Here is a 24,958-nt window from a genome sequence, read left to right as displayed (position 1 = left end):
TTAAGGGCCGCTTTCGGCTAACTCAGCGTCCCCAAAGGGGCAAAACAACCGGGTATACATAAAAATAAAATGGAGGCGAGTACCGGAATCGAACCGGTGTACACGGATTTGCAATCCAAAGCAGCAAGCTGTTTTTAAATGATTTTTCTGTAAAATGCACCACTAAGAGCCTACGGGGCATCAGTAGGTTACCGGCAACACGTAAAATGGTTGTGGTGAGCTATAGTGTTCAATCTGGCTCCCCGATAACACTTCCAGACCCGAAATCCTCACATCCCATACCTCACCGCCGCCGGTCTGCTTTGCAAGGTGAGGCGGGTGAACGTGTGAGGTCAGGTTGCCGGGGGACGGGGCCTTTTGGCACGGGGGGGAAATCAGACGTGCGGGCATATCGCCTATTGCTATGCCGGTTTCCTTGCTGATCCTGTATTGCCCCGATAGCGCGTCTGTGCCCGGCACCGCGTCAGCGCGCCCCCGCCTGTATTTTCGCCGCGCATTTCTCACCGCTGCTACCGCAATCCCGCGCCCCGGTGTGGTCGTTAGGTGCGGTAGAGCACTGGCATCACCTCTTGCTGAGGGAACTAATGCAGGCGTTGTCGTAGTCCGGCAGCGAAAATTTCTGGGAAGAGCGGCGATTCTTGTAGAGCTACCTCACCTCCCTCACCTTTGCCTCACCCTATTTTCTCTATCTAACTATTTGAAAATAAAGGAGTGGGTGAAGAAGGTGAAGGAGGTGAGGCTGTATACACATATGAGAAAATTCATATATAGCCACAAATATGGCTACAATGGTTGGCCACCACCAGCTTCACCTCCCCCACCCGCCATAGGTTCTTTGGGGCTTCATCCTGCATGGGTAATTCGCGCGCATGGATGGTCTGCGTTTCGCTCGGCTCGGCACACTTGCGGTTTGGGTTGTGGTTGTTGTCTTTGCCCTGCCAATGGCCGTTTGGCCTGCGATGATCTGCAGATCAGATCGGCCCGGGGCACCACCTCGATTTTCGGATTCATCAGAAACCGGAAATTTGAGGAGGTCAGCCATGAGCGACCAGAATGACAAAGTCGAAACTGACGCGGCAACCCGCGCCGATGTGGTTGCCGCATCGCTGGCGATGCTTGTCCGTGCTCTTTACGAAGCGGGCGTGTCCCAGCCGGTTGCAATGAATTGCCTGCGCAATGCACCCGATATGATCGAAGCGGCCCTGACACGGGGCGCGGGCGCGCTGATTGTCTATCGTCTCAACCCGGATGCGCCACGCGGCATTGTGAGCGACCGGCAAGTGCGGCTTGAGGCTTTCACTGCCGAGGCCCGCGCGAAGAATGCGCCGCTGTTTGGATTGAACCCGCATCGGGTTGCCCGGCTCGCCGCTGCAATGCGTGCAGATGGTTGCCCGGAACCGCACGCCACCCCTACAAAACATTAAGATAAGGATGCTTAGAATGAAGGATGTCCAAAAAGGCATGGAACTGACCCGTGCTGCGTTTGATTTGGTGGTGAAACCGGGCGACCCGGAAAGTCGCTCGGTGACACTCTCTTTCTCTTCGGAGAAACCTTATCTGCGGGACGATGGCTGGGAAGTCCTCGGGCATAGACAAGGCGAGGTGCTGTTGACCCGATTGGTTTCGGGAGCTGCGCCGCTGCTGAAAGACCACAAACGCGATCTTGATTCCAAAATTGGCGACGTGGAGACGGCCCAAGTAATCGGTGGGCGTGGGCAAGCGGTGGTACGCTTTGACCGGTCTGCCGAGGGCGAGAAGATGCTGGCCCGAGTTAAGGCCGGTGAGGTCAAATGCGTGTCGGTTGGCTACCGGGTGCATGATTTTCAACGCTCTGGCGAGCGTGATGGCCTACCAATCGTAAGGGCGACCCGCTGGGAGCCCTTTGAAATTTCACTTGTTGCCGTACCCGCCGACGAAACCGTTGGTATCGGGCGTTCTGCGGGCAGTGACAAGCGAGCCAACCCCAAAGAAACGGTACGAAAAATGACCCATGAATACACCAATTCCGCCAACACTGGCGGTAGCAATACTGCTGTGATCAATGAGCGCAGTCGCATCGCGGAAATCCAAGCGATGGGGCGTCAGTTTGACATGCAGGATGCGGAAGTCTCTGACGCCATCGAAAACGGCACTTCTGTTGACCGCTTTCGCAGCCTTGTGATGGATCATATCGGAAATAATGACGGTGTGACCGTGTCCACGGTCACCGCTCCAGCGATCAAACGCAGCGGAGAGCGCCCGTACTCGCTCACACGCGCCCTGAATGCCCATTTGACCCGTGACTGGTCTGAGGCGGGTTTTGAGCGCGAGGTGGGGCAGGAAGTAACCCGTCAGATGGGCAAATCCCCCAACGGCCTCTATGTTCCCGAGGTCGCGCTGGCCAAGCGTGATCTGTTGACCAGCTCAAACGCTGCATCGCTGATCGGCACACAGCAGGCCGGGGATGCCTTTATCGACGCTCTGCGCCCCGAAACGCAGGTGATGGAACTTGGCGCCACCGTGCTGCCCGGCTTGCGCCAGAACGTATCAGTGCCGCGTATGCCAGCCGGTACGAGCGCGCAGTGGATCGCCGAGGACTCGGAAGCGCTCGAATCCACCCCTGACTTTGATGCCATCACATTGGGGATGCGCCAGTTGAGCGCACACACCCGCATGAGCCGCAGGCAACTTAAGCAATCGGTCCCCGGGCTGGACGCCATCTTGCAGAGCGACTTACGTCGCCAAATCGCTGTTGCGGTTGACTTTGCGGCGATCAACGGTGCTGGGACACCCATTGAACCGCGCGGCATTCTCAACACACCCGGCATCGGGTCAGTCGAGATCGGCCCCGACGGTGGCACGCCCAAATTCCCGTTCGTCACACGGCTGATGGCAGAGGTGCAGGCGGCAAATATCGCAGGAAACGCCTATGGCTACTTGACTAACTACAAGGTGAAAGGCCGTCTGCTCTCGCTGGCCACGGTAGATGGGGCGCAGCAGATGATCCTAACAATGGATCAGCACGGCCCGATGATCGCCGGTTACAGGGCTGCGTTCTCCGGTTTGGTTCCTGCTGATGGGACGAAGGGCGCGGGTACCGATTTGTCCACAATGATTTTTGGCAACTGGTCTGATTTACTGATCGGCCAGTGGGGCGGTATTGACATAATTGTTGACGAAATGACCGAGGCGCCCAAGGGCAACGTGCGCATTGTAGCGCATAGCGAATGGGATATCGCGGTGCGCCATCCCGAGGCATTCGCTGCCGTTACTGACATTGTGACGGAATAGGACAGCAAGGCGCGCAGCGAGACCGCTGCGCGCCTCCCACTTAGCGTGCCCTATGCCGACCTTCACGCCAAGCACAGCGGATGACCGGCCCCAACCCGAAGCGGACTTTCCCAGAGGCCAAGAGAGACGCTAAGAACGACCAGCTCGCTTCTGGCATGTCATAGCGGACCAAACGCTTGCACGGGTTTACACACCCCCCGCGATCAAAGTCACGGCATTCTGAACAGCAGCTTTTGATCTTTCGGTTTCAAATTCTGTTTTGATACCGACATCCAATGCATCAAGTGTTCCTATAATTCCTAAGCACTGAATGGAAAGGCGTTGACGTTCACCATCAGTGAGCCTCGCACCATGGTTGGCGCAGAAGACTTTGATATCTTCTAAAACTCGAATTGCATGTACCCTGTGATCAGCTGCCGACAGCATATCATGTACCTTGTCGATAAGATTGAACAAAATTTCGGTGTCGCCTGGGAAATCATCTTCGCCCGCTGGTGCTTGAAGGATTAGCTTCAGATAATTCGTATCCAGTTGATAAGTTCGAAAACCTTCAGTCGCTTCTGCTCGTAGATATGCGGTTTCTAAGTGGTTTCGCGCCATTCCGTAATTGCCTAAGTCTTGCATAAATATGCTATATTGCAACCAGTACAGCGGTTCATCATTGATGATGATATTGTCTCTCAGTATTTCATAAAGATCATTTATGGATTTCTGTGTCTCAGATGCGCCTACACCAAGCAGAGACGAAACCCTTCCGTACTGCAGAAGTGCACCAAGGGCCTTACGGGCTTCCCGGCTTCTCTGGGAGCCGAGGTTTGCAGCATTTTTCTTGCGTTTGGCCGCCTCTATCGCCAAACGGCAAATGACGCTTACTATACCGCGCGCACCCACATATTTTTTCAAGAAAAACTCGCCAAAGACCGCAGAATGCAATGCTAGAGCGTCTGGTGACAACGCGCCAAACTCAAGAGCTGCGACCTCATTTTTCAAAAGAGTATCATAGGGGTCACCACCCGTAACCGCGCGGATGAAGTCAGTCCCGACGTGGATTGAGAATGCTTTCATCACACACGCAGTCGCAATGACTTTCATCGATTCTTTGTCGTCTAGCAAGGGTTTGATCGCATTGTTCAAACGCTCCTTGATATATGGGCTGTTTAACAAGTCTACGAGATGATCGCGCAACTCAGTCCGGCCTGCCCCCGACAAATCAAGTCCGTCTGACGGTATGCCTGAACGCGAGAGAAGTTCTCCGAAATCTTTTCGATCCTGCCTTTCAAGTGGATTCAGATCCAGCCTACCAATTGGGCTTGGCAAGAAGCTGTGCACCTCGCTTCGACGAACTTGATCAGTGCCGGTGTTGATCTCGACAATGAAGGTAGCGTTCTCCCGCAACTGGGCAACTTCGTCGGACACCGCCACCACATCATCATAGGTTCTAAAAAAAACAACAAGATTATTTACTTGAGAAAGAAATTCAATCTCTGACGGAGGTATGTCACTGTGACTTGTGTAGCGTACGCAACTCTTGCCAGCGGTCGAAAGTTCGAGGCTGAGCATATCGGCAAAGATGCTCTTGCCGTTGGCGGTTCGAGAATGAAGCAACAGCGTCTTAGAATCCGAAAGGGTCGCAAAAGCCTCTTTCATCTTCGTCCCTCGTGGCAGAGCGAACTCGGCCTTTGGGTAGGTTGAGGACAAAGATTGAAAGTTGTAGTTGCCTCTTGTCAGGAAGGTTTCAATCTCAACTGGAGTTGGCCGAGCAGCAGATTTGTTGTCTTTGTAAGGGTCAATCAGCCGGAAGGCATTGAGTTGGTGAAAATGGTTGATTGGATCACGAGTCTTGACGCTGGCGCAAGCCTCGGCAAATCCACCCGTTGAGATTGCGTCAACTGAGCCGTACCCTTCCAGCCTATCGAGTAAGTAATCACCTACGGGGGCGCGCAAAATAAACCTAGTTTTTCGGGAGATTCGCGGGTCCTTAGTCAGGTACTTGGCAACAGCAAAGTCATTTAAATTGTAACCTACAAAGAATATCCATTCAGCGCCTTGAACGTCTCTTTCAAACTGATCCCACCATGGGCTCTCTAAAGCCGCTTGCTCTGCATATGAGCGATGATCAAGTACAAGCTGTGAAAGAACATTTTTCTTGTCACAAGCATGAATGTACCCATGCAAATGCACGACGGTGTTTGAAGGAAACTTACGAGGTCTGACATCATCAATCGAAAACGATTGGCGGCGGCTTCCCGTCCCGCTGTCCTTTTCAAAGAACTCGACAGCATCATCGTAATTTGTGGTGTAAATCCTTCTCCACCGCTTGCCCAAAATTGTCTTTTGATCCTCATTCAACCCCGTGATGACAAAAAGATCATGCAATAGTTCATACAAATTCACGCCTCTGCTAGCGGCGTAAGAGGCTGCATCTTTTAGATCAATATCCGCATCTTCATCATCAATTTCGGACAAAATTGCCTTCTGAAGACCCTTCCCAACTGGCGGGTTCCCGAACCGCTTATTTCTGGCAGCTGCCGAAAAGCCTGAACCTAAGAAAAGCAAGCATCGTTCGGTATCAAAGTCGTTTGGGAAGTCCATTCGTGCTCCGCTTCAGTACTATTGGCTACATCTGACGAATACTGGTGGAGATTGAAGCATTTATCAACACCGGCTTGGGCACGGCACAGTCGCTTTACCGCAACTTTGCTAAGTCCGCTTTTTGCGAACTGGCGCCTTCGGTGCCCAGCGCAGCGAACGGCAGGTCACCGCCCCTTCCGTTGGAAAATTCGGTTCGTATGCAACAGCTGCGCCTTTTGCCGAATGTTGAGAATATAGCTCTATTTCTATGAGATAGTTGCGATTTGTTGCCACCAATACGTGCTACCGCTCGCATAGTTTACGACCGCGTTACCCTTGTCCCCTAGAAAATACCCAAGCGCATTCCTTTTTAATTTTGATGGAGCTAATCATGGGTATGACCGACATAGTTTTCTTTCCCGCTGATGTGGCGCTTGCCGCGATGGGCAACACGTCCAAGCGGTGGCAATCGCATCTTGAGCAAGGAAAAATCTACATAGAATCCGGGTTTCAGGCGCACAAGGCAAGTGGCCCGGGCAGGGGGCGTAAGCGTCAAATTTCGCTAGAGGCCGTGGTTCAAGGGGCGATAGCTTTGGCGCTTGTGGATGCCGGAACGAAGGTAGAAGTAGCCTATCGCATTGGTGCCGACTTCGCATATTCGAGCAAGATCAATGGCCCCCGGCTAACCGATGCAGGTGCGCCGCTGGAACCTGCAAAGGATCGCTTCGCATGCAAGTTGTTCGGGCAAGGGCAAACTCTTTTGGTTTATGCCGTGGGCGCGGGTTACGACGAAGATGGTGCGCTTGCTATCGTATCCGACGCAGACCCGGCAGTTGCTGGCGTGGATGGGTTCGGGCAAGCGACTATGCTGATTGATTGCGTCAACAGTGCAGATGGCTCCCCCCGCGTGGTGATGAACCTCACTTTGCTTTGCGCACAGATCGCCAAATCCCTCGATATCGATTTTCAAAGAGCTTTCGGATGGGTGAGCGCATGAATGCCGATCAAACCACTATGCAGATATCGCTCATCTCATCTGACGATCTCGCCGCGCGAATGGGTTATTCCGGTACGACTTCTGCCTTTCGTGATTGGTGCGCCGGCATGAGGATTGCGCCGGTGCCCGGGCGGCGCGGGTTTTTCGACCCCGCGCTTGTTCGTCGCCGACTGAATGAGGCACAGGGGCTATCCGAGTCTATTGATGGTTCGGCGAATGGCTTTATCATGGCAAGGCGGGCGCGTAATGCCGCGCGGTAACCTCCCCTCAGAAGTTCACCGGGTCAAGGCAAAGCTGGTCGATGGCACTGTGTGCTATTATTTTTCGCTTCGCGGTCGCAAAGGCACAGGCTTTTGGAAGGATGCACGCCCATTTCCCAAGTCCCCCAATTTTTTCACAGCGTATTCCGCCGCAATGGCGAGGGCATCGCCCAAGCCGAATACGTTAATGACAGAAGCCGTTGTTGACGCCTATATCTCATCGGCTGAATTTCTCTCCCTAAAGCCCCGCACGCAGTCGGACTACCGCCGTTGGGCTATGAGGTTCGCTGTTGAATTTGAGTCTGACCCTGTTGTGATGTTTGAGGATGCGGCCTCTCGTGCCGAGGTCAATCAATGGCGATCAAAGTGGAACTACTCGCCCAAGCAATACGACTACGCTGGAACAGTGGTGACGCGCATTCTCAACTGGGCGCGGGAACAAGGCAAGATAGCTGAACACCATTGCAGCTTCGCAAAAGTGTACCGCTCTGATCGATCAGATGTGGTCTGGACCCCGGATCAGGTGGTGGCCGTGTGCGAACGCGCGCCCGAATGGGTTGGCCGTATCTTGGTGACCGCCTGCGAAACGGGTATGCGGCCCGGTGATTTGGTCAGGCTCTCCAAGGCGCACATTGAACCCACGCCCGGTGGCCGTCGCATTCGCATCAGGACCAACAAGCGTGGCAAGTCGGCATTCGTGCCGGTCAGTCAAGCAATGGCAGAGATCATTGATGCCACCCCGAGTGACAGGTTGCTTATCCTCGCGAACGCCAGTGGCGGACCTCTGACCGAGCACCGCGCCTCCGAGGGTGTGCGCCAGTGGCGCAATAAGGCTGGCCTGACACCAAACCGGCTCGGATATGACTTGCGGCTCTATGATGCTAGAGGCACCGCTGCAACGCACTTGCTGCGCGCTGGCCTTTCCTTGGCGCAGATCGCCGGTTGCATGGGCTGGTCCCTGCGAACGGCAGCCGCCATGATCGAGCGATATGCGCAAATATCGCCGGACGAAACCGACGCGGTTCTGACCCTCTTGAGCACCGCCAAGGAGGGCAGAACATGAACAGAATTGTAAAATGGCTTGTAAAATGCGCGCCGCAGGCGCAGGAAAATTCAGCTAAGTGCTTGATTTTAAATGGAGGCGAGTACCGGAATCGAACCGGTGTACACGGATTTGCAATCCGCTGCGTAACCACTCCGCCAACTCGCCGACCGGTGGTTGGCGCACTGCTAACGGATCACGAGGAAGGCCGCAAGACCCATATGCGCGCGAAAATGCGGTCAGGGCGTTGCCGCTGGCCCGGCAATGTGGCACATCACTCTTCAGACACCCTGAACGAATGAGTTTAGCTGATGAGTGATTTCGCCGCCCGCCGCGTAACCATGGTAGATACGCAGGTCCGCCCTTCGGATGTGACCAAGTTTCCAATCATCGACGCGATGTTGACCGTGCAGCGCGAAGACTTCGTGCCAGCCGCGCAGCGCGAGGCCGCCTATCTGGGTGAGAATCTCGATCTCGGTCAGGACCGGGTGCTGCTTGATCCGCGGACATTGGCCAAGATGCTCGATCACCTCGACATCACGAACGACGAACTGGTGCTCGATATCGGCTGCGCCATGGGCTACTCCAGCGCCGTGATCGCCCATATGGCCGAGGCCGTCGTTGCCGTCGAAGAAGAGGAAGCGATGGCCGCCGAGGCGCAGGAGGCGCTGGCGCAGGCCGGGGCGGACAATGTGATCGTCCATGTCGCCCCGCTGACCGAAGGCGCGCCGCAGCATGGTCCCTATGACGTTGTGATCATTCAAGGGGCGGTGGGCGATGTGCCCGAAGCCCTGTTGGAGCAGGTGAAAGAGGGCGGGCGTATTGCTTGCCTCTTTATGGATCGGGGTCTGGGCGAAGTGCGCGTGGGCTATAAGCGCGGGGGGCAGGTGTCCTGGCGGCCCGAGTTCAACGCCGGTGCGCCGGTGCTGCGTGGCTTTGAACGGCAGGCTGAATTTCAGCTGTAAGCAAGTTGATGGCGCGCTGATCCGTATCGCGCGCCGCATCGCTTTCAGGGTCGGGGCACCCGTCCCGATCGGCCCATGGGCCGGTCTAAAAGGTCTAAAAAAGCCATTCAGGGGCATTGAGCCATGAGCGCGAACAGTTTCACGAAAACCCTCAAACGTTTTGCCATCGCAGTGCCGGTGAGCCTTGTTTTGGCGAGCGGCGCGGCCCTGCCGCGGCCGGCCTCGGCTGAAACATTGGCCGATGCGCTGGTGGGGGCCTATGAGCATTCGGGCCTGCTTGAACAGAACCGCGCGCTTTTGCGCGCCGCCGATGAGGATGTGGCCACGGCGAAGTCGGCACTGAAACCCGTGCTGCGGTGGGCGGCGGGGCTCACACAAAGCTTCGGCACCACGCGCAGCTCATCGCTGCTGCCGGCCCAGTCGACGGAAAGTCTCAAGGCGTCGATCAGCCTGATTGGTGAGCTGTTGCTCTATGATTTCGGCGCAAGCGCCTATCGGATTGAAGGCGCGAAAGAGACTGTGCTGGCCACCCGTCAGGCTTTGGTGAACCTAGAGCAGCAGGTGCTTTTGCGCGCGGTTGCGGCCTATATGGGCGTGATCGAAGCCTCGGAAACGGTCGAGCTGCGCAACAACAACCTGCGGCTGCTGACCCAAGAACTACGCGCCGCGCGGGATCGTTTCGACGTGGGCGAAGTTACCCGCACCGATGTGGCCTTGGCCGAAGCGCAGCTCGCCAATGCCCGCAGCGGGCTGGCCGGGGCCGAAGGCACCCTGCTGCGCGCGGTCGAGGAATATCGCAACGCGGTGGGCCATGCGCCCGGCAACCTCAGCCAACCGCCGAGCCTGCCGAATATCGGCGGTGATCTCGCGTCGGCCAAGGCCTTGGCCGTGCGCACCCATCCGTCGATCATCGCCGCACAGCATCAGGTGGCGGCTGCCGATCTTGGCGTCGAAGCCAATGAGGCGGCCATGGCCCCTCGGATCACGCTGAACGGCCAGTATGGCCTGAACGAGACCTTCGACAGTGAGGCCTATACCCGCAGCGGCAGCGTCGGGGTGGAGGTTGGGCAGACCATCTATCAGGGCGGGGCGCTGTCCTCGGCCGTGCGCAGTTCGATGGCGCAGCGTGACGCACAGCGTGCGAACCTGCATGTCGTCCGCCATGATGTAGAGCAGGAAGTGGGCAACGCCTATGCCACGCTGGCCTCGGCGCGCGCGCAGTTGGAGGCCTCTGACAGGCAAATTCGTGCGGCGCGTATCGCTTTCCGCGGCATCCGCGAAGAAGCCACCCTCGGCGCGCGCACCACATTGGATGTGCTGGATGCCGAACAATCGCTGCTGGATGCGGAATCGACCCGCGTGTCGGCCCGCGCCAACCTTTATGTGGCGGCCTATTCCGTGTTGGCGGCCACGGGGCGTCTGACCGCGCAGGACCTGAAGCTGCCGGTGCAGATCTATGACGCGGGGGCCTATTACAACCTTGTTAAGGACGCCCCTGCTAAATACTCGAAAGAGGGCCAAGCGCTGGATCGCGTGCTGCGCGCGTTGCAAAAAGACTGACATTCCGCACGGTCGTTTGGCATTTTGCACCGCCCCATTGTGAGAATCCTCCCGCGCGGTTAAGCTATCCGCGAGGCAAGAGTGGTAGAGAAATATGTCCGAACCCGTTACAAACGCGGAGGTGGAAGACGTGCTGTCGTCGATTCGCCGATTGGTGTCTGAAGACAAGCGTCCCCTGCAAACGTCCAACCCCACGTCGGTGCCCAGCCCCGTTGAGGCGCCCGGTCCTGTAAGCGACGCCGAGGCTCAGGCTGCTGCCCCACAGCAGCAGGACGAGGGGGCAGAGTTCAAAAGCATGCGGTCGACCGCGGCGGACAAGATCACGTCGGAGGACTTCACCCCGCATCTGTCGCTGCGCGCCACCACTGCCAGCCCAGCACGCCCTGATTCCGATGATGAGACCAGCGAGCTGCCCAAGACCACGCCGCAGCCGCTGAGCCTTACCCAAGCCATGCAGACCGAAGAGGATGACAGTGCCGAGGAGGCAGAGCCTCCCTTCGTTTCCGCCCGCCATCCCGCCACCCCGCCAGCCGACAAAACGCCAAGTGCGTCGAGCGACCGTTTGGTGCTGACCCCGGCGCTCAGGGTGGCCACCTCGGATGGCAAAGACCGCCCGCAGCCCGCCATCGTTGACCCCGCCAAGGTCTCGCCTTTGGACTATGACATGCTGCATGACGATCCCAGTGATCTGCATGCCGAAGACTACGGCACCCCCGCTTCAGAGCCCGTTTCCGACGCCGCGGCGGAGGTTGAGGCCAAGGCCCGGACCGTCTCCGAGGCGGTGGCCAAGGCCACGGGCGCAAGCCGCAGTGACAAGCTGGCCGCGTTGGAGACAGCCATCGGCAAGATCTCTGACGATTGGGACCCCGACGCCCCCGGCGACAACGACTATTCCGGTACAGAGCCCCCGGCGATGGAGTGGAAAGACGATGCGGAGCTAGAGGCGCCAGAGGCACCGATCGCCGACACGGCAACGGTAGAGGCCGAAAAACCGGCCCCGCGCCGCCCGCAGCCCTCGACACCGCAGGTCGAAGAACAGGTGCGCCGTTTTGCCGACAGCGGTCCGCGTGTCGCCGATCCGGCGGCGACCGCACCGGAATTCGGCTATACCGTCTCTGCGCAAGATGAAGCCGTGGCGGGCGATGACCAGTTCCTTGACGAAGAGGCGCTGCGCGATCTGGTGACAGAGATCGTCCGCGCCGAGTTGCAGGGCGCTTTGGGCGAACGGATCACCCGCAATGTGCGCAAACTGGTGCGCCGCGAGATCCACCGCGCCCTTACGGCACAAGACCTCGAATAGGCCAAGGGGCGGCACCTGCCTGCCACGCTCTGACAAAATGACGCTGCGCGACCCGCCGCGCGCGGCCTTGCGCGATATGCGCCGCTGGTTACATTAAGGCCAACAGGGCGGAAGGATCACCGATGGAATTGACGGTTAACGGCACGGTCCACGAAGTGGACGTGGAAGACGACATGCCGCTCCTGTGGGTCTTGCGCGACGAGTTGGGAATCACCGGGCCGAAATACGGCTGCGGCATCGCGCAATGCGGTGCTTGCACCGTGCACGTCGACGGGCTGGCCGTGCGGTCTTGCCAATTGCGGGCGGCGGATGTGAACGGCAATGTCACCACCATCGAAGGCTTGGGCACGCCGGAAGCGCTGCATGTGGTGCAGGCGGCATGGGTAGAGCATCAGGTCGCGCAATGTGGCTACTGCCAATCCGGACAGATCATGCAAGCAGCCTCGTTTCTTGAGTTGAACCCCGAGCCGACGGACGATCAGATCGACGCCGCGATGAGCGGGAACCTCTGCCGCTGCGGCACCTATCCGCGCATCCGCGCTGCGGTCCACAGCGCCGCCGCCCGACTGCGGGGGGCCTGAATATGTCGCGTCTGCGCACGATCACCCGCCGTAGTTTTATCGTCGGCTCTGCGGCCATTGCCGGGGGTGTCGCCTTTGGCACCTATCTTTATAAACGGGACTTGAAGAACCCGCTGCTTGAGGGGCTGGCCCCCGGCGCGGCGGCGATCACACCCTACGTCAAAATCGACGCGAGCGGCGTCACCTTGATCACCCCGCGCGCCGATGTGGGGCAGGGGGCATATTCCATCCAAGCTCATATGATTGCTGAGGAATTGGACGTCGATCTTGATGCGGTTCAGATCACGCCCGGCCGTCCTTCGCCGGTCTATTACAACGGCGTGGTGGGGGTTGAGGCGATGCCGATTGCCGCGACATCAGAGACGCTGCTCGCGCGGACCGGGCGCGGGGCGTCGGATGTGGCAGGGAAACTGCTGGGCCTGCAACTGACCGGCGGCAGTTCTACCGTGCCGGATATGTATGACCGCTTGCGCATGGCCGGGGCTGTGGCACGTGAAACGCTCTTGGCCGCCGCCGTGGCGCAGACAGGGCTAGAGCGGAGCCAGCTTAAGACCGAAGCGGGCGCCGTGGTGCTGCCCGACGGGATGCGCTTGGCCTATCAGGACCTTGCCGCCGCAGCAGCAGAGATTGACCCAGTGACCGAGGTTACGCTGCGCGATCCCAGCGACTGGCGGCATTTGGGCAAGACGCAAATGCGCACCGATATCGTGTCGAAATCCACCGGCACCCAGACCTATGGCATCGACATGGCGATGGAAGGGATGCTCCATGCTACGACCCGCACCAACCCGGCGCAGGGCGGAAAGATCATGGGGTTTGATGCGGGCCGCGCCGAAAAGATGCGCGGTGTGAAGGCGGTCCTGCCCATCACCGGCGGCGTCGCCGTGGTGGCCGACAATACATGGCGGGCTTTTCAGGCTGCGCAGGCGGTGGAATGCGATTGGGGGCCGTCGCCCTATACCGGCGATACGGCGGAGCAGTTCAAAGCGGTCGCGGCCTCCTTTACCGAGGACCGCCAAGACAGCCGGTTCCGCGATGACGGCGACATGTCCGCGGCCCTTGCCGACGGCGATGTGCTGGAGGCCGAGTACCGCATTCCCTACCTCGCCCACGCCCCGCTAGAGCCGATGAGCGTCGTGGTGAAGCTTGAGAAGGGCCGCGTCGACATTTGGACCGGCACGCAGATCCCGCGTTTCATGCAGGCCAATGTCGCCGCGCTGACTGGCATCGACGCCGAGAACGTGCATATCCATGTGCTGATGTCAGGCGGTAGTTTCGGGCGGCGGTTGGAGGATGACTATACCCTGCGCGCCGTCGAAGTGGCGATGCAAATGCCCGGCACGCCGATCAAGATGGTCTGGTCGCGCGAGGAGGATTTCACCCATGACTTCCCCCGCCCGCTGGCCATGGCGCGGGCGCGTGGCAAGGTCTCGGACGGGCAGATCGCGGCCTATGATCTGGCCATCGCGGCACCTTCGACGGCGGAATCGCAGATGGCGCGGTTGAACCAGCCGGTTTTTGGCCCGGACATCGCCATCGTCGCAGGGGCGTGGGATCAGCCCTTCGCGATCCCCGATTACCGCGTCACCGGCCACCGGGTGCCGGCGACGGTGCCGGTCAGTTCGTGGCGGTCGGTCGGGGCGTCGGGCAATGGGTTTCTGCACGAAAGCTTCATGGATGAGATGTGCCATGCCGCAGGCGTCGATCCGTTGGAGGAACGGTTGCGGCTTTGCACCCATGCGCCCTCCCGCGGGGTGTTGGAGGTCGTGGGCGAGATGTCGGATTGGGGCGCGGACCTTGGGCCGGGGCGGGGCCGGGGGCTGGCGTTTTGCCTGTCCTTCGGCGTGCCGGTGGCCGAGGTGGTCGAGGTCAGCCAGACCGAAGCGGGTCTCAAGATCGACCGCGTTTTCGTGGCCGCCGAAGTGGGTCGCGTGTTGGACCCGGTGAACTTTGAGGCGCAGCTTTCCGGGGCGGTGATTTGGGGCTTGGGCCATGCGATGAACTGCGAGCTTACCTATCGCGACGGGGTGCCGCAGCAGGACAACTATCACCTCTACGAAGGGCTGCGGCTGTACCAGACGCCCAAGATCGAGGTGCGCGGGCTAGAGAATGGCGGCAAACTGCGCGGCATCGGTGAGCCGGGCGTGCCACCTGCCGCGCCTGCGCTGGCCAATGCGATCTTTGCCGCCACGGGTCAGCGTATCCGTGAACTCCCCCTTTCCAAATCCGTGGATTTCGCATGAAGTACCTCCTGACCTGTGCCGCGCTGATGCTGGCCGCCCCCGCAGTAGCGCAGGATGCGCCAGACCGGGCGGAGGGGCTGGCTGCGTGGGACCGGATTTTTACCGTTACCGCGCATCCGCGCTGCACCAACTGCCATGTGGGCGATGAGGGGCAGCCGATGTGGCAGGCATTGGGCTATGGGCCAGAGGCGGTGCATGGCATGAACGTGCGCGCGGGCGAGAGCCGGATCGGGGCCGAGAGCATTCCTTGCGACGCCTGCCATGTCACCTCTGCCGCGGCCAATACCGTGCCCCACGCCCCGCCGCATATCGACGACGCATGGCGGCTGCCTCCGGTGGAATTGGCGTGGCTCGGCAAGACCTCGGCAGAGGTCTGCACCCAGTTGCGCGACCCTGAGACTAACGACGGGCATGACATCGCCTCACTGGTCGATCACCTGCAAAACTCGGCTTTCGTGAACTGGGGTTTCGCCCCCGGTGCGGGACGGTCGGTGCCCAAAGGGTCGCTTGATGCGCTGGTGCATGATGTGACGGTCTGGGGCGCTGCGGGCACGCCCTGCGAAGGGGATTGAGGGTTAATCGCTCATCGCGCGGGCCAGTCTGCGAATGCGCAGCGCGCGGTTCAACTCGCCGCCAAAGATCAGCACCAGTGCGGCGAGATACATGAAATACAGCGCCGCGATGATCCCCGCCATGCCCGCGTAATAGCTGGCATAGGTGCCAAAGCTGCGCAGGTAGGACGAAAAGAGCATCGCCAGCAGGGTCCATGCAACGGCGGTTGCCACCACCCCGGGCCAGATGTTGTTAAACTTCGTGCGCCGGGCGGGCAGGATCACATGGGCGGCAAAAAGCGCGACCAGCAGGATCGTGGCCGAGGCCGGGAAGCGGACAAGGCCGACAGTCACCGACCCCGGATCAAACCCCGGCATCAGCATATGCAGCCAAGACCCGGCACGCGGGGCCAGCACCAGAAGGTATCCGACGATCACAAGGATCAGGCTCGCCAGCAGCACCATGGCCACCTGCACCGCATAGATCGTGAAGACCGAGCGCGTCTCGCGCAGCCCATAGGCGCGGTTCAGGCCGATACGGACCCCATCGACCCCGCCCACAGCAAACCAGACGGTCAGCAAGATACCCACGCTCAGCAAATCGCCGCGCGGCACGGTCATGACCTTTTCCACCTCTGACACGATGGGTTCGATCAGGGCAGGGGGGACGATGGCGATCAGGAAATGGATCAAGTCATCGGCCATCGACCGATCGCCGACAAAGGCGGTGAGCGAACTGGTAAAGATCAGGAACGGAAAAATCGCCAGCAACGCGCGAAAGGCCACGTTTCCGGCCATACCAAAGGCGTCATCGCTCCACAGGCGCAGCACCGCTTCGTGCAGAACTGCGCGCGCGACCCGCAGCCCGGTGCCGTGAAACAGGTCCTCGGGGTTCTCGCTGAGAACACCGTGGGTCAACACGACTTCGCGCTTTTGGTCCTGAGCCGATCTGGCGTCCATGCCAATGCCTCGTTTTCATCCCATGAGGCTAAGCTAGTGCCCGATGGCCCGGGCTGCCACCTTGATGACGGGCCACTGGCAAGAGCAGGCTCATGCGATTGATCTTGCCAAAGGGTGATCGCTCCACTTGACGCTCGCAGAGCGATAAAATAGGAGGGAGGCCGTAGCGCGCGGGCGTTGTGTAATGGTAAGACCTCAGCCTTCCAAGCTGATGATGCGGGTTCGATTCCCGCCGCCCGCTCCACTCTTTACCCAGACCTGTTTTGACCGCCGCCAACGCGCGGGATAGATGCGCCTGATGCGCCCAACAGGGGCGGCAGATTGTCTTTATGAGGCCGGTCCTGCTTGACCCTGCCCAGCCCCCGCGCCATGACCGATGTGGAAAGACAAAGGAAAGCCCATGGCCCGCACCCCAGCCCCCGCACAGTCCGCCAAAGATGAACGCGAAAAGTCGCGGCGGATCGGCGCTCTGGCGGCGTTGATGCCCTTCATGGCCCCTTACCGCGTGCTCATGGCTGCCGCCGGGGCGGCGCTGGTGCTGACCGCGATGATCTCGCTGACGCTGCCCTTGGCCGTGCGCCGGGTGATCGACAATTTCGGCACCGGGGAGAGCGAATTGCTCGACCTTTATTTCGTTGCCGCCCTGCTGATCGCGGCACTGCTCGCCGTGGGCACCGGGCTGCGCTATGCGCTGGTGACGCGCTTGGGCGAACGGGTGGTGGCCGATATCCGGCGCGCGGTTTTTGACCGCGTGGTGGGCATGAGCCCTTCGTTCTATGAGCGCATCATGACCGGCGAAGTGCTGAGCCGGATCACCACCGACACGACGCTGATCCTGTCGGTGATCGGCTCTTCGGTCTCGATCGCGCTGCGGAATCTGTTGATTTTTGTCGGGGGCTTGGGGCTGATGCTGCTGACTTCGGCCAAGCTCACTGGGCTTGTGTTGCTGATCGTGCCTGCGGTGGTGATCCCGATCCTGACGCTGGGCCGTCGCCTGCGGGTGCTGAGCCGAGAGAACCAAGACTGGATCGCGGCGAGTTCGGGCAACGCCTCTGAAACGCTGGGCGCGGTGCAAACGGTGCAGGCTTTCACCCATGAGGCCGCAAGCCGGGGCCAATTCGCGCAGATGACCGAAGCCTCTTTCGATGCCGCGCAGCGCCGGATCAAGACCCGCGCCGCGATGACGGTGATCGTGATCTTTCTGGTCTTCGCGGGCGTGGTGGGCGTGCTGTGGATCGGCGCGCGGGATGTGCGCGCCGATGCGATGAGCGCGGGCGCGCTGGTGCAATTCGTGATTTATGCGGTCATGGTCGCGGGCGCGGTCGCCGCCCTGTCCGAGATCTGGGGCGAGTTGCAGCGCGCAGCGGGTGCCACGGAGCGGCTGGTTGATCTGCTCCAGACCGAGGACACGGTGCAAGACCCGTCGCCCGCGGCGCAGACCAACCTGCCGCAGCCCGTGGCGGGCAAAATCGCCTTTGAGAACGTGCAATTCACCTATCCCGCCCGGCCCGATGTGGCGGCGTTGGATGGCATCGATCTTGAGATCAATCCGGGTGAGACGGTGGCCTTTGTCGGCCCCTCGGGCGCGGGGAAGACGACGATCATTCAGATGATCCTGCGCTTTTATGACCCGCAGTCGGGGCGGGTCACGCTGGATGGTGTGGACCTGCGCGATGTGGCGCGGGATCACTTCCGCCGTGCTGTTGCGCTGGTGCCGCAAGACCCGGTGATCTTTGCCGCCACGGCGGCCGAGAATATCCGCTTTGGACGGCCCGATGCCAGTGACGCAGAGGTTGAGGAAGCCGCCCGCGCCGCCGCCGCGCATGACTTCATCACCGCCTTGCCCGAGGGCTATGACAGCTATCTGGGCGAGCGTGGCGTGATGCTGTCTGGCGGGCAGAAACAGCGCATCGCTATCGCTCGCGCTATCCTGCGCGACGCGCCGGTTCTGTTGCTGGATGAGGCGACCTCTGCGCTGGATTCGGAAAGCGAAGGGCTTGTGCAGGCTGCTGTGGACCGTCTGAGTGCCGACCGCACCACGTTGATCGTGGCGCACCGTCTGGCCACGGTGAAAAAGGCAGACCGCATCGTGGTGATGGAGGCGGGGCGCATCGCAGCCATCGGCACCCATGAGGAACTGGTGGCCAGCGACGGGCTATATGCGCGTCTGGCGCGGCTGCAATTCACCGATGGGGCCGTCGCCGCAGCCTAAGGCAAACTTGAACCACGCGACCCCGGCGTTACGTCACCCTGGTGTGACGTTGCGTTTGTTGCCGCCGATTGCTTGCGAAACGGCGCGTTTCACCGCAATCTGGCGCGAGGAGAATAAGCCGGAACACCGGCATAGGGGAGGAGACACCATGACATTCGCCGGGATCGAAGACCGCAATGCCATCGCGGCGGAAATGCCGTGGGAAGACCGCGACGTGGCCAAGACGCTCTACGGAATGCTGAGCAATACGACCGCGAAATTCCCCAACCACAACGCCGTCAGCTATCAGATATTCTCAGGCCCCAAAGACAAGGCCGAAACGCTGAGCTGGAAAGAGTTGCATGGCCGTGTGACGCAGGCCGCGAACCTGTTCCGCAGCCTTGGCGTGGGCGAGAAAGACGTGGTGGCCTATGTGCTGCCGAACTGTAACGAGACGACGATCACCCTGCTGGGCGGTGCCGTGGCTGGGATCGTCAGCCCGATCAACCCGCTGCTGGATGCCGAACAGATCGGCGCGATCCTGCGGGAGGTCGGCGCATCGGTCGTCGTTACCCTGCGGCCTTTCCCCAAAACCGATGTGGCCCAAAAGACCGCCGAGGCGGTCCGCCTTGCGCCCAAGGTGCATACGGTGCTCGAAGTTGATCTGGTCCGCTATCTGACCCCGCCGAAAAGCTGGATCGTCCCGCTGGTGCGGCCCAAGGGGATGGTGAACAATCAGGCGAAATACCTTAACTTCAACGCCGAAATCGCCAAGCAGAACACTTCGCTCAACTTCGAGGATGTGCAAGAAGACCGCGTTGCCTGCTATTTCCACACCGGCGGCACCACCGGGATGCCCAAAGTCGCGCAGCACAAGTATTCCGGGTTGATCTACAACGGTTGGCTGGGCCATCGCCTGCTGTTCAGCGAGCAGGACAATATCATGTGTCCGCTGCCGCTGTTCCACGTCTTTGCCTGCCACGTCATCTTGATGGCCGCCGTGTCGTCGGGCGCGCATGTGGTCTTTCCGACGCCGCAGGGCTATCGCGGGGATGGCGTCTTTGACAACTTCTGGAAGCTGGTTGAACGGTGGAAGATCACCTTTATTATCACCGTGCCCACGGCGATTTCTGCCAAGATGCAGCGCCCGATCGATGCGGATGTCAGCACCGTAAAGACCGCCTTCTCCGGCTCGGCCCCGCTGCCGCTGGAACTCTTCCGCCGCTTTGAAAAGGCCACAGGCGTCACGCTGGTCGAAGGCTACGGCCTGACCGAGGCGACCTGCCTTGTCTCCTGTAACCCGACGGATGGCCCCAAAAAGGTCGGCTCCATCGGCATCGCATTCCCCTATTCGGATGTGCGCATCATCAAGGGCACGGCAGACGGGCCGATTGACGCGGAAACGGATGAGATTGGCGAGATCTGCGTGTCGAACCCCGGTGTCTTTGCGGGCCATACCTATGTCGAAGAAGACAAGAACAAAGACCTCTTCTACCACGGCAAATACCTGCGCACCGGCGATCTGGGCCGGATTGACGCAGATGGCTACATCTGGATCACGGGCCGTGCCAAAGACCTGATCATCCGCGGCGGTCACAACATCGACCCCGCCGAGATTGAAGAGGCCTTGCTGGGCCATGAGGCCGTCGCCTTTGCCGGGGCCATCGGCCAGCCCGATCCCCACGCGGGCGAGGTGCCCTGCGCCTTTGTCGAACTGGTAGAGGGTGCCAAGGTCACCGAAGAGGAACTGCTCGCCTTCGCGCGCGAGCATGTCGCCGAACGTGCCGCCCAGCCAAAACACCTCAAGATCATGGACGAGTTGCCCAAGACCGCCGTGGGCAAGATCTTTAAGCCCGATCTGCGCAAGGATGCGATCACGCGGGTCTACAATGGCAGCCTTGAGAAGGCGGGCTGTGCCGCACGGGTGACCGACGTGATAGACGACAAAAAGCGCGGGTTGGTGGCTCAGGTCACCATGCACGACGCCACGCATGACGACGTATCGAAAGTGCTCAGCGTCTATACGCGGCCTTGGGAGCCTGTGAGCTAAACGACTCAGACGGGTAGGGCGGATTAGATCGCCCCCATTCCCCAAATTCCCCGATTGCAGCCCAGCTGCGTTGCGCCGATGCACATTTCCTGTGTATCGGCGCAAAAATTTTAGGCTGTTTACCTATAGTTAGCCCCCGGCTTTCGCGACGGGCATAGCGCCTATGCAAATTCTGCGGGTTCAAAATCGGGTCAGAGCGTACTACTTCTGCATTGCAGCATTGATAATGCACCTGCAGCATTCTGAAAGGAGTTGCGCTTATGACGATGGCAATCTCACGTGGCACCACCCTGAGCTCCGCGCTCGATGGGCTTCATCACACCTTTGACGGCATGCGCCGTCGTGTGGCCCAGATCAAGGCCCGGCGCGCAGCTTACAACCGAACTTTCACAGAACTTAACGTACTGAGTGATCGCGAACTGTCGGACATCGGCATCGCGCGGTACGACATCCGGCGTGTGGCGTCGGAAGAACTTTCGAAGGAACAGACCTATGAAGTATGACAACACCCTATCCGCCCCTCACGGTTTCTCCCTGCGTGACGCGACCGCTCCGGTATTCGGTGCACTTGGCACCGCTGCTGGCAAAGTCGGCACCCTGCTGGCGCGTGGCGTCACCCAAATGCAGATTTCGCGTATGCAGTCCGTCCTCAACAGCATGAGCGACGCACAGCTTGAGCGCGCGGGCATCGACCGCAACCAGATCCCGCAGCACGCCCAAGCGCTGGTGACAGAAGAATACGACGGTCTGTAAGCCGCAGCGCTTATGACCTTCAGCAATCAATGTCGCGCCCTGCGCGCTGCATTGTCAGGTGCCGGACCCCGCTCCTCCTTCCCGGGTTGATCTGACACCGCATATTAACGGTCCTCCTCCTCCCGGACCCGTTATACCGACCGGCAAGCTTACCTCCTCCCAAGCTTGCCGGTCCATGCTTTCTACCCCAATATCAAGGCGCTGCGCTGTCGAGCCAGAGGGTCACCGGCCCGTCATTGACCAGCGCCACCGACATATCAGCGCTGAACCGTCCCGTCTGAACTGGAATGTCCAGAGCGGCGAGGCTGCGGGCGAAATGCGCGTAAAGCGCCTCGGCCATGTCGGGCTTTGCCGCGCCGGAAAAGCCGGGGCGGTTGCCGCGCGAGGTGTCGGCGGCGAGGGTGAATTGGCTCACCACCAAAGCCGCGCCGCCGGTTTGCGCAAGACTCAGGTTCATCTTGCCGCCTTCATCCTTGAAAAGGCGCAGTTTAGAGATTTTCAGGGCGAGCTTCTCGGCGGTTTCTTCCGTGTCTTCGGGCATGGCACAAACAAGGATCAGCAGGCCGGGGCCGATCTCTCCGATGATGTCACCCTCGACCGTGACCGACGCCTCGGTCACCCGTTGCAGCAATGCGCGCATGTCAGTCTTTCCAATCGATAATCTCTGAGGGGGCCGCCCGTTCGGTGCGAAAGCCATTGGCCGGATGCTTGGTATCGGCATAGCCGAATGAGATCGCGCAGAGCACCAACCGATCCTCGGGCAGATCAAGCACCTCACGCACCAAGGGCGCATAGGCGGCGATGGCGGCCTGCGGGATGCTGGCCACGCCAAGCGCCGTCGCGGCGAGGGTGAAGGCCGTGACGAAGCCGCCGCAGTCCATCGCGCCATAGGGGCCAAGCTCGGCAGGGGCGGTCACGATGGCCACATGGGGCGCGTCAAAAAGCGCGTAGTTGCGCAGCATCTGTGCCTTGCGCGCGTCGCGGTCGGATTTGGCGATGCCCACCGCGTCGTAGAGTTGGAAGCCACAGGTGCGGCGGCGCTCGGCATGTGCGCCCGAATAGCCTGTGGGCCACGGCAGGTCCGGCTCCACCGGGGCGTTTGTGCTGGCGGCCTCAAGCAATGCGGCGCGAAAGGCGTCGGTGCCCGCGCCGCGCGTTACGCTCACCTGCCATGGCTGCGCATTGCACCATGAGGGCACGTGGCGCGCGGCGCTGACGATCTGGGTGATGGTCTCCTCAGGCAGCGGGTCAGAGAGAAAGGCGCGGCAGGAGTAGCGGGCCTGCAAGAGGTCGGTGAATTGGTCGTAGGTCTGGGTCATTGCTGGGCCATGAAATAGCCGACGATGGCGGCGGCGATCAGCCCCAGCACCACGGCGAAGGTGATCTTGATCGCGGAATAGGGCCGTTCGCCCTGCACCTTGCCGGAGTGGCCATTCACCACAAAGCGATAGGTCTTGCCGCGGTATTTATACGCGGCCAGCCAGACCGGCAGCAGGATATGTTTGAAGGTCACATCGCTGATCTGGGTGTTGATGTCATGCACCCGCTGGCGGTCCCCGCCGATGTCGAATTTCACGTCGCGTTCAATCACCCGGTCCATATGGGCGCGGGCCTGAACAAAGCCTTCCTCCAGCGTGATGCCGTAAGCCTCGGCCCGGAAACCGGCGAGGTATTCGGGCGCATAGGGCTCCAGCGCCGAGAGGTCCCATGGGTGCAGCGCATCGGTGTGTTTCTTGGGCAAAGAGCGCGAGGCAAGCACCAGCACATCGTCAAAGAACCGCGCAACCCGGCCCGACGCCGCCCGCCAACGGATTTTCGGCACCTGTTGCTGCACCCGCTTTCCATCGCGCATAACGGTGCGCGTGACGTAATAGACCGTGCCCCGCTCCCCGCGATAGCTGGAGGCGGTCTGCGCGTCATAGGTCCAGAACGGCACGTAAATACCCTGCATTCGGCGGCCCTTGCGGGCATATTGCTGCAGGCCATTGGGCGCAAACCAAAGGCCGCCGAGCCAGTCTTTCATCGCATCGCGGGCGCTTTCTTCGGGCAGGGCAAAGGGCAGCACGGCGCGCGGTTTGATATGGCGGTTGGTGCCGGTGTCGATCACCACGGGCGTGGCGCAGAAGGGGCATTCGGCGGCGTGTTTGCCGGGCTCGAACTCCACCTGCGCCGCGCAATTGGGGCAAGTGGTGACGCGGGTCTCTTCCATCTCGGCGTCGGGCAAGGCGGCCTCTAGCCCCGCGCGGAAGTCTTGCTCGGCAATGGCATGGGCATGGCGGCCGGTGCCGTCAATAGGCTCCACATTGCCGCAGTGATCGCAGATCAGCAGCGACTGCGCCGGATCAAAGCGCATGTCAGAGCCGCAGGTGTCACAGGGGAAACGGTGCTCTTCTAGCGGGGCGGCGGGGGGCAGATCGGTGGCGGACATAAGGGATGCTTTGCAAGGTCAATCGCGGCGGAGCGGATGGGGGTGGCCGTCGCCCTAGAGGGGGCCACGGGGGGGGCAGGCCGTCTGCGCGCAAAGGTGTCACCCCTCGCGCCAGCGGATCAGGCCGGCGGTGGCGGCGGCGGCATCACGGTAAAGAGCTGCGCCAGTTCGGCCACATCCTCGGCCCGCTGCCAACCATCTTGGCCCGGCGTCCAGACCAGAGCATCGCGCCCGAGGGTGCCTTCGGTCACCTTGCGGCCCATCGCGGCCTTGGAGAAGGGCCCGGAGGTCGCGCCATCCTTGGCGATATGCCAGACCTTTTCGACCGGCGGCGGGGGCGGCGGCACGGGGGCCGCAGCGGTGGGGACAGGGCGCGCGCCCCAGGGGCCGGCCTGTGCGCTGGCCGCCTGCGCCATGCTCATGCCCAGACCCGCGCCAAGGCCGGTTTGCATCGCCGCACCGCCCGCGCCATCGCGGCCAAGCGCTTCGGCGGCTTGGAACTGCATGTATTCGTTGAGGTTTCCGACCACGCCCATGGAGGTGCGTTTGTCCATCACCGCCTCAACCGCGGGCGGGAGGGAGATGTTCTCGATGTAGAGCTCGGGCATCGCCAGCCCGTATTCGGCGATCTGGGCGGCGATATCCTTGCCGACCAATTGGCCCAGCTCGCGCGTGTTGGCGGCCATGTCGAGCACCGGGATACCAGAGGAGGCCAGCGTGCGGGAAAAGGCCTGCACGATGATGTTGCGGATTTGGTAAGAGATTTCATCCATGGTGAATTCACCATCGGTGCCGACAATCTCGGTGAGGAACTTCGCGGGGTCGCTCACGCGGACGGAGTAGGTGCCATAGGCGCGCAGGCGCACGGGGCCGAACTCAGGATCGCGGGCGATGATCGGGTTCTTGGTACCCCATTTCAGATCGTTAAACCGGGTGGTGTTGACGAAATAGATTTCGGACTTGAACGGGCTTTTGAAGCCATGATCCCAATGCTGAAGCGAGGTCATGATCGGCATGTTGTTGGTCTCAAGCATATAGAGACCGGGGGTGAAGACATCCGCCAACTGCCCCTCATGCACAAAGACCGCCGCTTGCCCCTCGCGCACCGTCAGCTTGGCGCCATATTTGATCTCATGACCTTCACGCTCGAACCGCCAAACCATGGTGTCACGGGTGTCGTCGGTCCAGTGAATGACATCGATAAACTGGCCGGAGAGGAAATCGAAAATGCCCATG

At 60.5% G+C, this 24,958-nt stretch carries 21 protein-coding genes and 3 tRNA genes; 16 read left to right on the top strand and 8 right to left on the bottom strand.

Going from position 1 to position 24,958, the window contains the following annotated elements:
* Positions 1–70 precede the first annotated feature (70 nt).
* Positions 71–171: transfer RNA gene (locus tag K3758_RS12955), tRNA-Cys, on the bottom strand.
* An 869-nt stretch (positions 172–1,040) separates the two neighbouring features.
* Here K3758_RS12955 and K3758_RS12950 point away from each other — a divergent pair.
* Together K3758_RS12950 and K3758_RS12945 are read left to right on the top strand one after the other, a co-directional pair.
* Positions 1,041–1,424 carry a hypothetical protein gene (locus K3758_RS12950; protein ID WP_259945625.1) on the top strand — a complete coding sequence of 128 codons (384 nt, stop codon included), beginning with the start codon at positions 1,041–1,043 and terminating at the stop codon, positions 1,422–1,424.
* Between the two features lie 16 nt (positions 1,425–1,440).
* Positions 1,441–3,270, top strand: coding sequence for a phage major capsid protein (locus K3758_RS12945; protein WP_259945622.1), 1,830 nt, complete (start codon positions 1,441–1,443; stop codon positions 3,268–3,270).
* Between the two features lie 186 nt (positions 3,271–3,456).
* Here the strand turns inward: K3758_RS12945 and K3758_RS12940 are convergent, their stop codons facing one another.
* Complete coding sequence (locus K3758_RS12940) at positions 3,457–5,862, bottom strand: SIR2 family protein (RefSeq protein WP_259945620.1); 2,406 nt, start codon at positions 5,860–5,862, stop codon at positions 3,457–3,459.
* A 370-nt stretch (positions 5,863–6,232) separates the two neighbouring features.
* Here K3758_RS12940 and K3758_RS12935 point away from each other — a divergent pair, with 370 nt between their 5' ends.
* Genes K3758_RS12935 through K3758_RS12925 form a run of 3 tightly spaced genes read left to right on the top strand, consistent with a single transcriptional unit; the run spans position 6,233 to position 8,161 of the window.
* Positions 6,233–6,838, top strand: coding sequence for a hypothetical protein (locus K3758_RS12935; protein ID WP_259945617.1), 606 nt, complete (start codon positions 6,233–6,235; stop codon positions 6,836–6,838).
* Positions 6,823–7,098 carry a hypothetical protein gene (locus tag K3758_RS12930; protein ID WP_259945614.1) on the top strand — a complete coding sequence of 92 codons (276 nt, stop codon included), beginning with the start codon at positions 6,823–6,825 and terminating at the stop codon, positions 7,096–7,098. The genes K3758_RS12935 and K3758_RS12930 overlap by 16 nt, the downstream gene beginning before the upstream one ends.
* A complete protein-coding gene (locus K3758_RS12925; RefSeq protein ID WP_259945611.1) occupies positions 7,085–8,161 on the top strand; it encodes a tyrosine-type recombinase/integrase in 1,077 nt (358 codons plus the stop codon). The genes K3758_RS12930 and K3758_RS12925 overlap by 14 nt, the downstream gene beginning before the upstream one ends.
* Before the next feature lie 73 nt (positions 8,162–8,234).
* On the opposite strand, the gene K3758_RS12920 is transcribed toward K3758_RS12925, so the two are convergent.
* Positions 8,235–8,308 (bottom strand) — tRNA-Cys (locus K3758_RS12920).
* Between the two features lie 143 nt (positions 8,309–8,451).
* Between K3758_RS12920 and K3758_RS12915 the strand changes: the two genes are divergently transcribed.
* From K3758_RS12915 to K3758_RS12890, 6 genes are all read left to right on the top strand, one after another.
* Positions 8,452–9,105: a protein-L-isoaspartate O-methyltransferase gene (locus K3758_RS12915; protein ID WP_259945609.1), complete on the top strand. Its 654-nt coding sequence runs from the start codon at positions 8,452–8,454 to the stop codon at positions 9,103–9,105.
* Positions 9,106–9,228: 123 nt separating this feature from the next.
* On the top strand, positions 9,229–10,665 hold the full coding sequence (locus K3758_RS12910; RefSeq protein ID WP_259945607.1) for a TolC family outer membrane protein: 1,437 nt from the start codon (positions 9,229–9,231) through the stop codon (positions 10,663–10,665).
* A gap of 94 nt (positions 10,666–10,759) precedes the next feature.
* Positions 10,760–11,965, top strand: a complete 1,206-nt coding sequence (locus K3758_RS12905; RefSeq protein WP_259945605.1) for a hypothetical protein — start codon at positions 10,760–10,762, stop codon at positions 11,963–11,965.
* 122 nt (positions 11,966–12,087) lie between these two features.
* Complete coding sequence (locus K3758_RS12900) at positions 12,088–12,546, top strand: (2Fe-2S)-binding protein (RefSeq protein WP_067935422.1); 459 nt, start codon at positions 12,088–12,090, stop codon at positions 12,544–12,546.
* A 2-nt stretch (positions 12,547–12,548) separates the two neighbouring features.
* On the top strand, positions 12,549–14,789 hold the full coding sequence (locus tag K3758_RS12895) for a xanthine dehydrogenase family protein molybdopterin-binding subunit (RefSeq protein WP_259945603.1): 2,241 nt from the start codon (positions 12,549–12,551) through the stop codon (positions 14,787–14,789).
* On the top strand, positions 14,786–15,361 hold the full coding sequence (locus K3758_RS12890; RefSeq protein WP_259945601.1) for a hypothetical protein: 576 nt from the start codon (positions 14,786–14,788) through the stop codon (positions 15,359–15,361). The genes K3758_RS12895 and K3758_RS12890 overlap by 4 nt, the downstream gene beginning before the upstream one ends.
* Positions 15,362–15,364: 3 nt before the next feature.
* Here the strand turns inward: K3758_RS12890 and K3758_RS12885 are convergent, their stop codons facing one another.
* Positions 15,365–16,300 (bottom strand): YihY/virulence factor BrkB family protein, encoded by a 936-nt coding sequence (locus K3758_RS12885; RefSeq protein ID WP_120351583.1) that lies wholly within the window; start codon positions 16,298–16,300, stop codon positions 15,365–15,367.
* Positions 16,301–16,470: 170 nt separating this feature from the next.
* Here K3758_RS12885 and K3758_RS12880 point away from each other — a divergent pair.
* The 5 genes from K3758_RS12880 (at position 16,471) to K3758_RS12860 (ending at position 21,294) form a co-directional block, all read left to right on the top strand.
* Positions 16,471–16,544 (top strand) — tRNA-Gly (locus K3758_RS12880).
* Positions 16,545–16,700: 156 nt separating this feature from the next.
* Complete coding sequence (locus K3758_RS12875; protein ID WP_259945597.1) at positions 16,701–18,512, top strand: ABC transporter transmembrane domain-containing protein; 1,812 nt, start codon at positions 16,701–16,703, stop codon at positions 18,510–18,512.
* Positions 18,513–18,660: 148 nt separating this feature from the next.
* Positions 18,661–20,541, top strand: a complete 1,881-nt coding sequence (locus K3758_RS12870) for an acyl-CoA synthetase (RefSeq protein ID WP_120351581.1) — start codon at positions 18,661–18,663, stop codon at positions 20,539–20,541.
* 260 nt (positions 20,542–20,801) lie between these two features.
* A complete protein-coding gene (locus tag K3758_RS12865; protein WP_240791579.1) occupies positions 20,802–21,044 on the top strand; it encodes a DUF1127 domain-containing protein in 243 nt (80 codons plus the stop codon).
* Positions 21,034–21,294 carry a hypothetical protein gene (locus tag K3758_RS12860; RefSeq protein WP_120351580.1) on the top strand — a complete coding sequence of 87 codons (261 nt, stop codon included), beginning with the start codon at positions 21,034–21,036 and terminating at the stop codon, positions 21,292–21,294. Before K3758_RS12865 ends, K3758_RS12860 begins: the two co-directional genes overlap by 11 nt.
* Before the next feature lie 193 nt (positions 21,295–21,487).
* Here K3758_RS12860 and dtd read toward each other — a convergent pair whose 3' ends face one another.
* The 4 genes from dtd to K3758_RS12840 form a co-directional block, all read right to left on the bottom strand.
* Positions 21,488–21,934 carry a D-aminoacyl-tRNA deacylase gene (dtd, locus tag K3758_RS12855; protein WP_259945590.1) on the bottom strand — a complete coding sequence of 149 codons (447 nt, stop codon included), beginning with the start codon at positions 21,932–21,934 and terminating at the stop codon, positions 21,488–21,490.
* 1 nt (position 21,935) lies between these two features.
* Complete coding sequence (locus tag K3758_RS12850; protein WP_259945587.1) at positions 21,936–22,613, bottom strand: nitroreductase; 678 nt, start codon at positions 22,611–22,613, stop codon at positions 21,936–21,938.
* Positions 22,610–23,722 carry a TFIIB-type zinc finger domain-containing protein gene (locus tag K3758_RS12845; RefSeq protein WP_120351578.1) on the bottom strand — a complete coding sequence of 371 codons (1,113 nt, stop codon included), beginning with the start codon at positions 23,720–23,722 and terminating at the stop codon, positions 22,610–22,612. Before K3758_RS12845 ends, K3758_RS12850 begins: the two co-directional genes overlap by 4 nt.
* Positions 23,723–23,841: 119 nt before the next feature.
* Entirely contained in the window at positions 23,842–24,957 is a 1,116-nt protein-coding gene (locus tag K3758_RS12840) for an SPFH domain-containing protein (protein ID WP_259945582.1), read from the bottom strand.
* Position 24,958 lies beyond the last annotated feature (1 nt).

Source organism: Sulfitobacter sp. W002 (assembly GCF_025142135.1).
Taxonomy (GTDB): domain Bacteria; phylum Pseudomonadota; class Alphaproteobacteria; order Rhodobacterales; family Rhodobacteraceae; genus Sulfitobacter; species Sulfitobacter profundi.
This window is presented reverse-complemented; position numbering and strand designations above follow the sequence as displayed.

What these genes read in the sequence shown, in the direction of transcription:
- K3758_RS12950 (WP_259945625.1), top strand. Translation starts at nt 1,041, where the DNA reads ATGAGCGACCAGAATGACAAAGTCGAAACTGACGCGGCAACCCGCGCC.
- K3758_RS12945 (WP_259945622.1), top strand. Translation starts at nt 1,441, where the DNA reads ATGAAGGATGTCCAAAAAGGCATGGAACTGACCCGTGCTGCGTTTGAT.
- K3758_RS12940 (WP_259945620.1), bottom strand. Translation starts at nt 5,862, where the DNA reads ATGGACTTCCCAAACGACTTTGATACCGAACGATGCTTGCTTTTCTTA.
- K3758_RS12935 (WP_259945617.1), top strand. Translation starts at nt 6,233, where the DNA reads ATGGGTATGACCGACATAGTTTTCTTTCCCGCTGATGTGGCGCTTGCC.
- K3758_RS12930 (WP_259945614.1), top strand. Translation starts at nt 6,823, where the DNA reads ATGGGTGAGCGCATGAATGCCGATCAAACCACTATGCAGATATCGCTC.
- K3758_RS12925 (WP_259945611.1), top strand. Translation starts at nt 7,085, where the DNA reads ATGCCGCGCGGTAACCTCCCCTCAGAAGTTCACCGGGTCAAGGCAAAG.
- K3758_RS12915 (WP_259945609.1), top strand. Translation starts at nt 8,452, where the DNA reads ATGAGTGATTTCGCCGCCCGCCGCGTAACCATGGTAGATACGCAGGTC.
- K3758_RS12910 (WP_259945607.1), top strand. Translation starts at nt 9,229, where the DNA reads ATGAGCGCGAACAGTTTCACGAAAACCCTCAAACGTTTTGCCATCGCA.
- K3758_RS12905 (WP_259945605.1), top strand. Translation starts at nt 10,760, where the DNA reads ATGTCCGAACCCGTTACAAACGCGGAGGTGGAAGACGTGCTGTCGTCG.
- K3758_RS12900 (WP_067935422.1), top strand. Translation starts at nt 12,088, where the DNA reads ATGGAATTGACGGTTAACGGCACGGTCCACGAAGTGGACGTGGAAGAC.
- K3758_RS12895 (WP_259945603.1), top strand. Translation starts at nt 12,549, where the DNA reads ATGTCGCGTCTGCGCACGATCACCCGCCGTAGTTTTATCGTCGGCTCT.
- K3758_RS12890 (WP_259945601.1), top strand. Translation starts at nt 14,786, where the DNA reads ATGAAGTACCTCCTGACCTGTGCCGCGCTGATGCTGGCCGCCCCCGCA.
- K3758_RS12885 (WP_120351583.1), bottom strand. Translation starts at nt 16,300, where the DNA reads ATGGACGCCAGATCGGCTCAGGACCAAAAGCGCGAAGTCGTGTTGACC.
- K3758_RS12875 (WP_259945597.1), top strand. Translation starts at nt 16,701, where the DNA reads ATGGCCCGCACCCCAGCCCCCGCACAGTCCGCCAAAGATGAACGCGAA.
- K3758_RS12870 (WP_120351581.1), top strand. Translation starts at nt 18,661, where the DNA reads ATGACATTCGCCGGGATCGAAGACCGCAATGCCATCGCGGCGGAAATG.
- K3758_RS12865 (WP_240791579.1), top strand. Translation starts at nt 20,802, where the DNA reads ATGACGATGGCAATCTCACGTGGCACCACCCTGAGCTCCGCGCTCGAT.
- K3758_RS12860 (WP_120351580.1), top strand. Translation starts at nt 21,034, where the DNA reads ATGAAGTATGACAACACCCTATCCGCCCCTCACGGTTTCTCCCTGCGT.
- dtd (WP_259945590.1), bottom strand. Translation starts at nt 21,934, where the DNA reads ATGCGCGCATTGCTGCAACGGGTGACCGAGGCGTCGGTCACGGTCGAG.
- K3758_RS12850 (WP_259945587.1), bottom strand. Translation starts at nt 22,613, where the DNA reads ATGACCCAGACCTACGACCAATTCACCGACCTCTTGCAGGCCCGCTAC.
- K3758_RS12845 (WP_120351578.1), bottom strand. Translation starts at nt 23,722, where the DNA reads ATGTCCGCCACCGATCTGCCCCCCGCCGCCCCGCTAGAAGAGCACCGT.
- K3758_RS12840 (WP_259945582.1), bottom strand. Translation starts at nt 24,957, where the DNA reads ATGGGCATTTTCGATTTCCTCTCCGGCCAGTTTATCGATGTCATTCAC.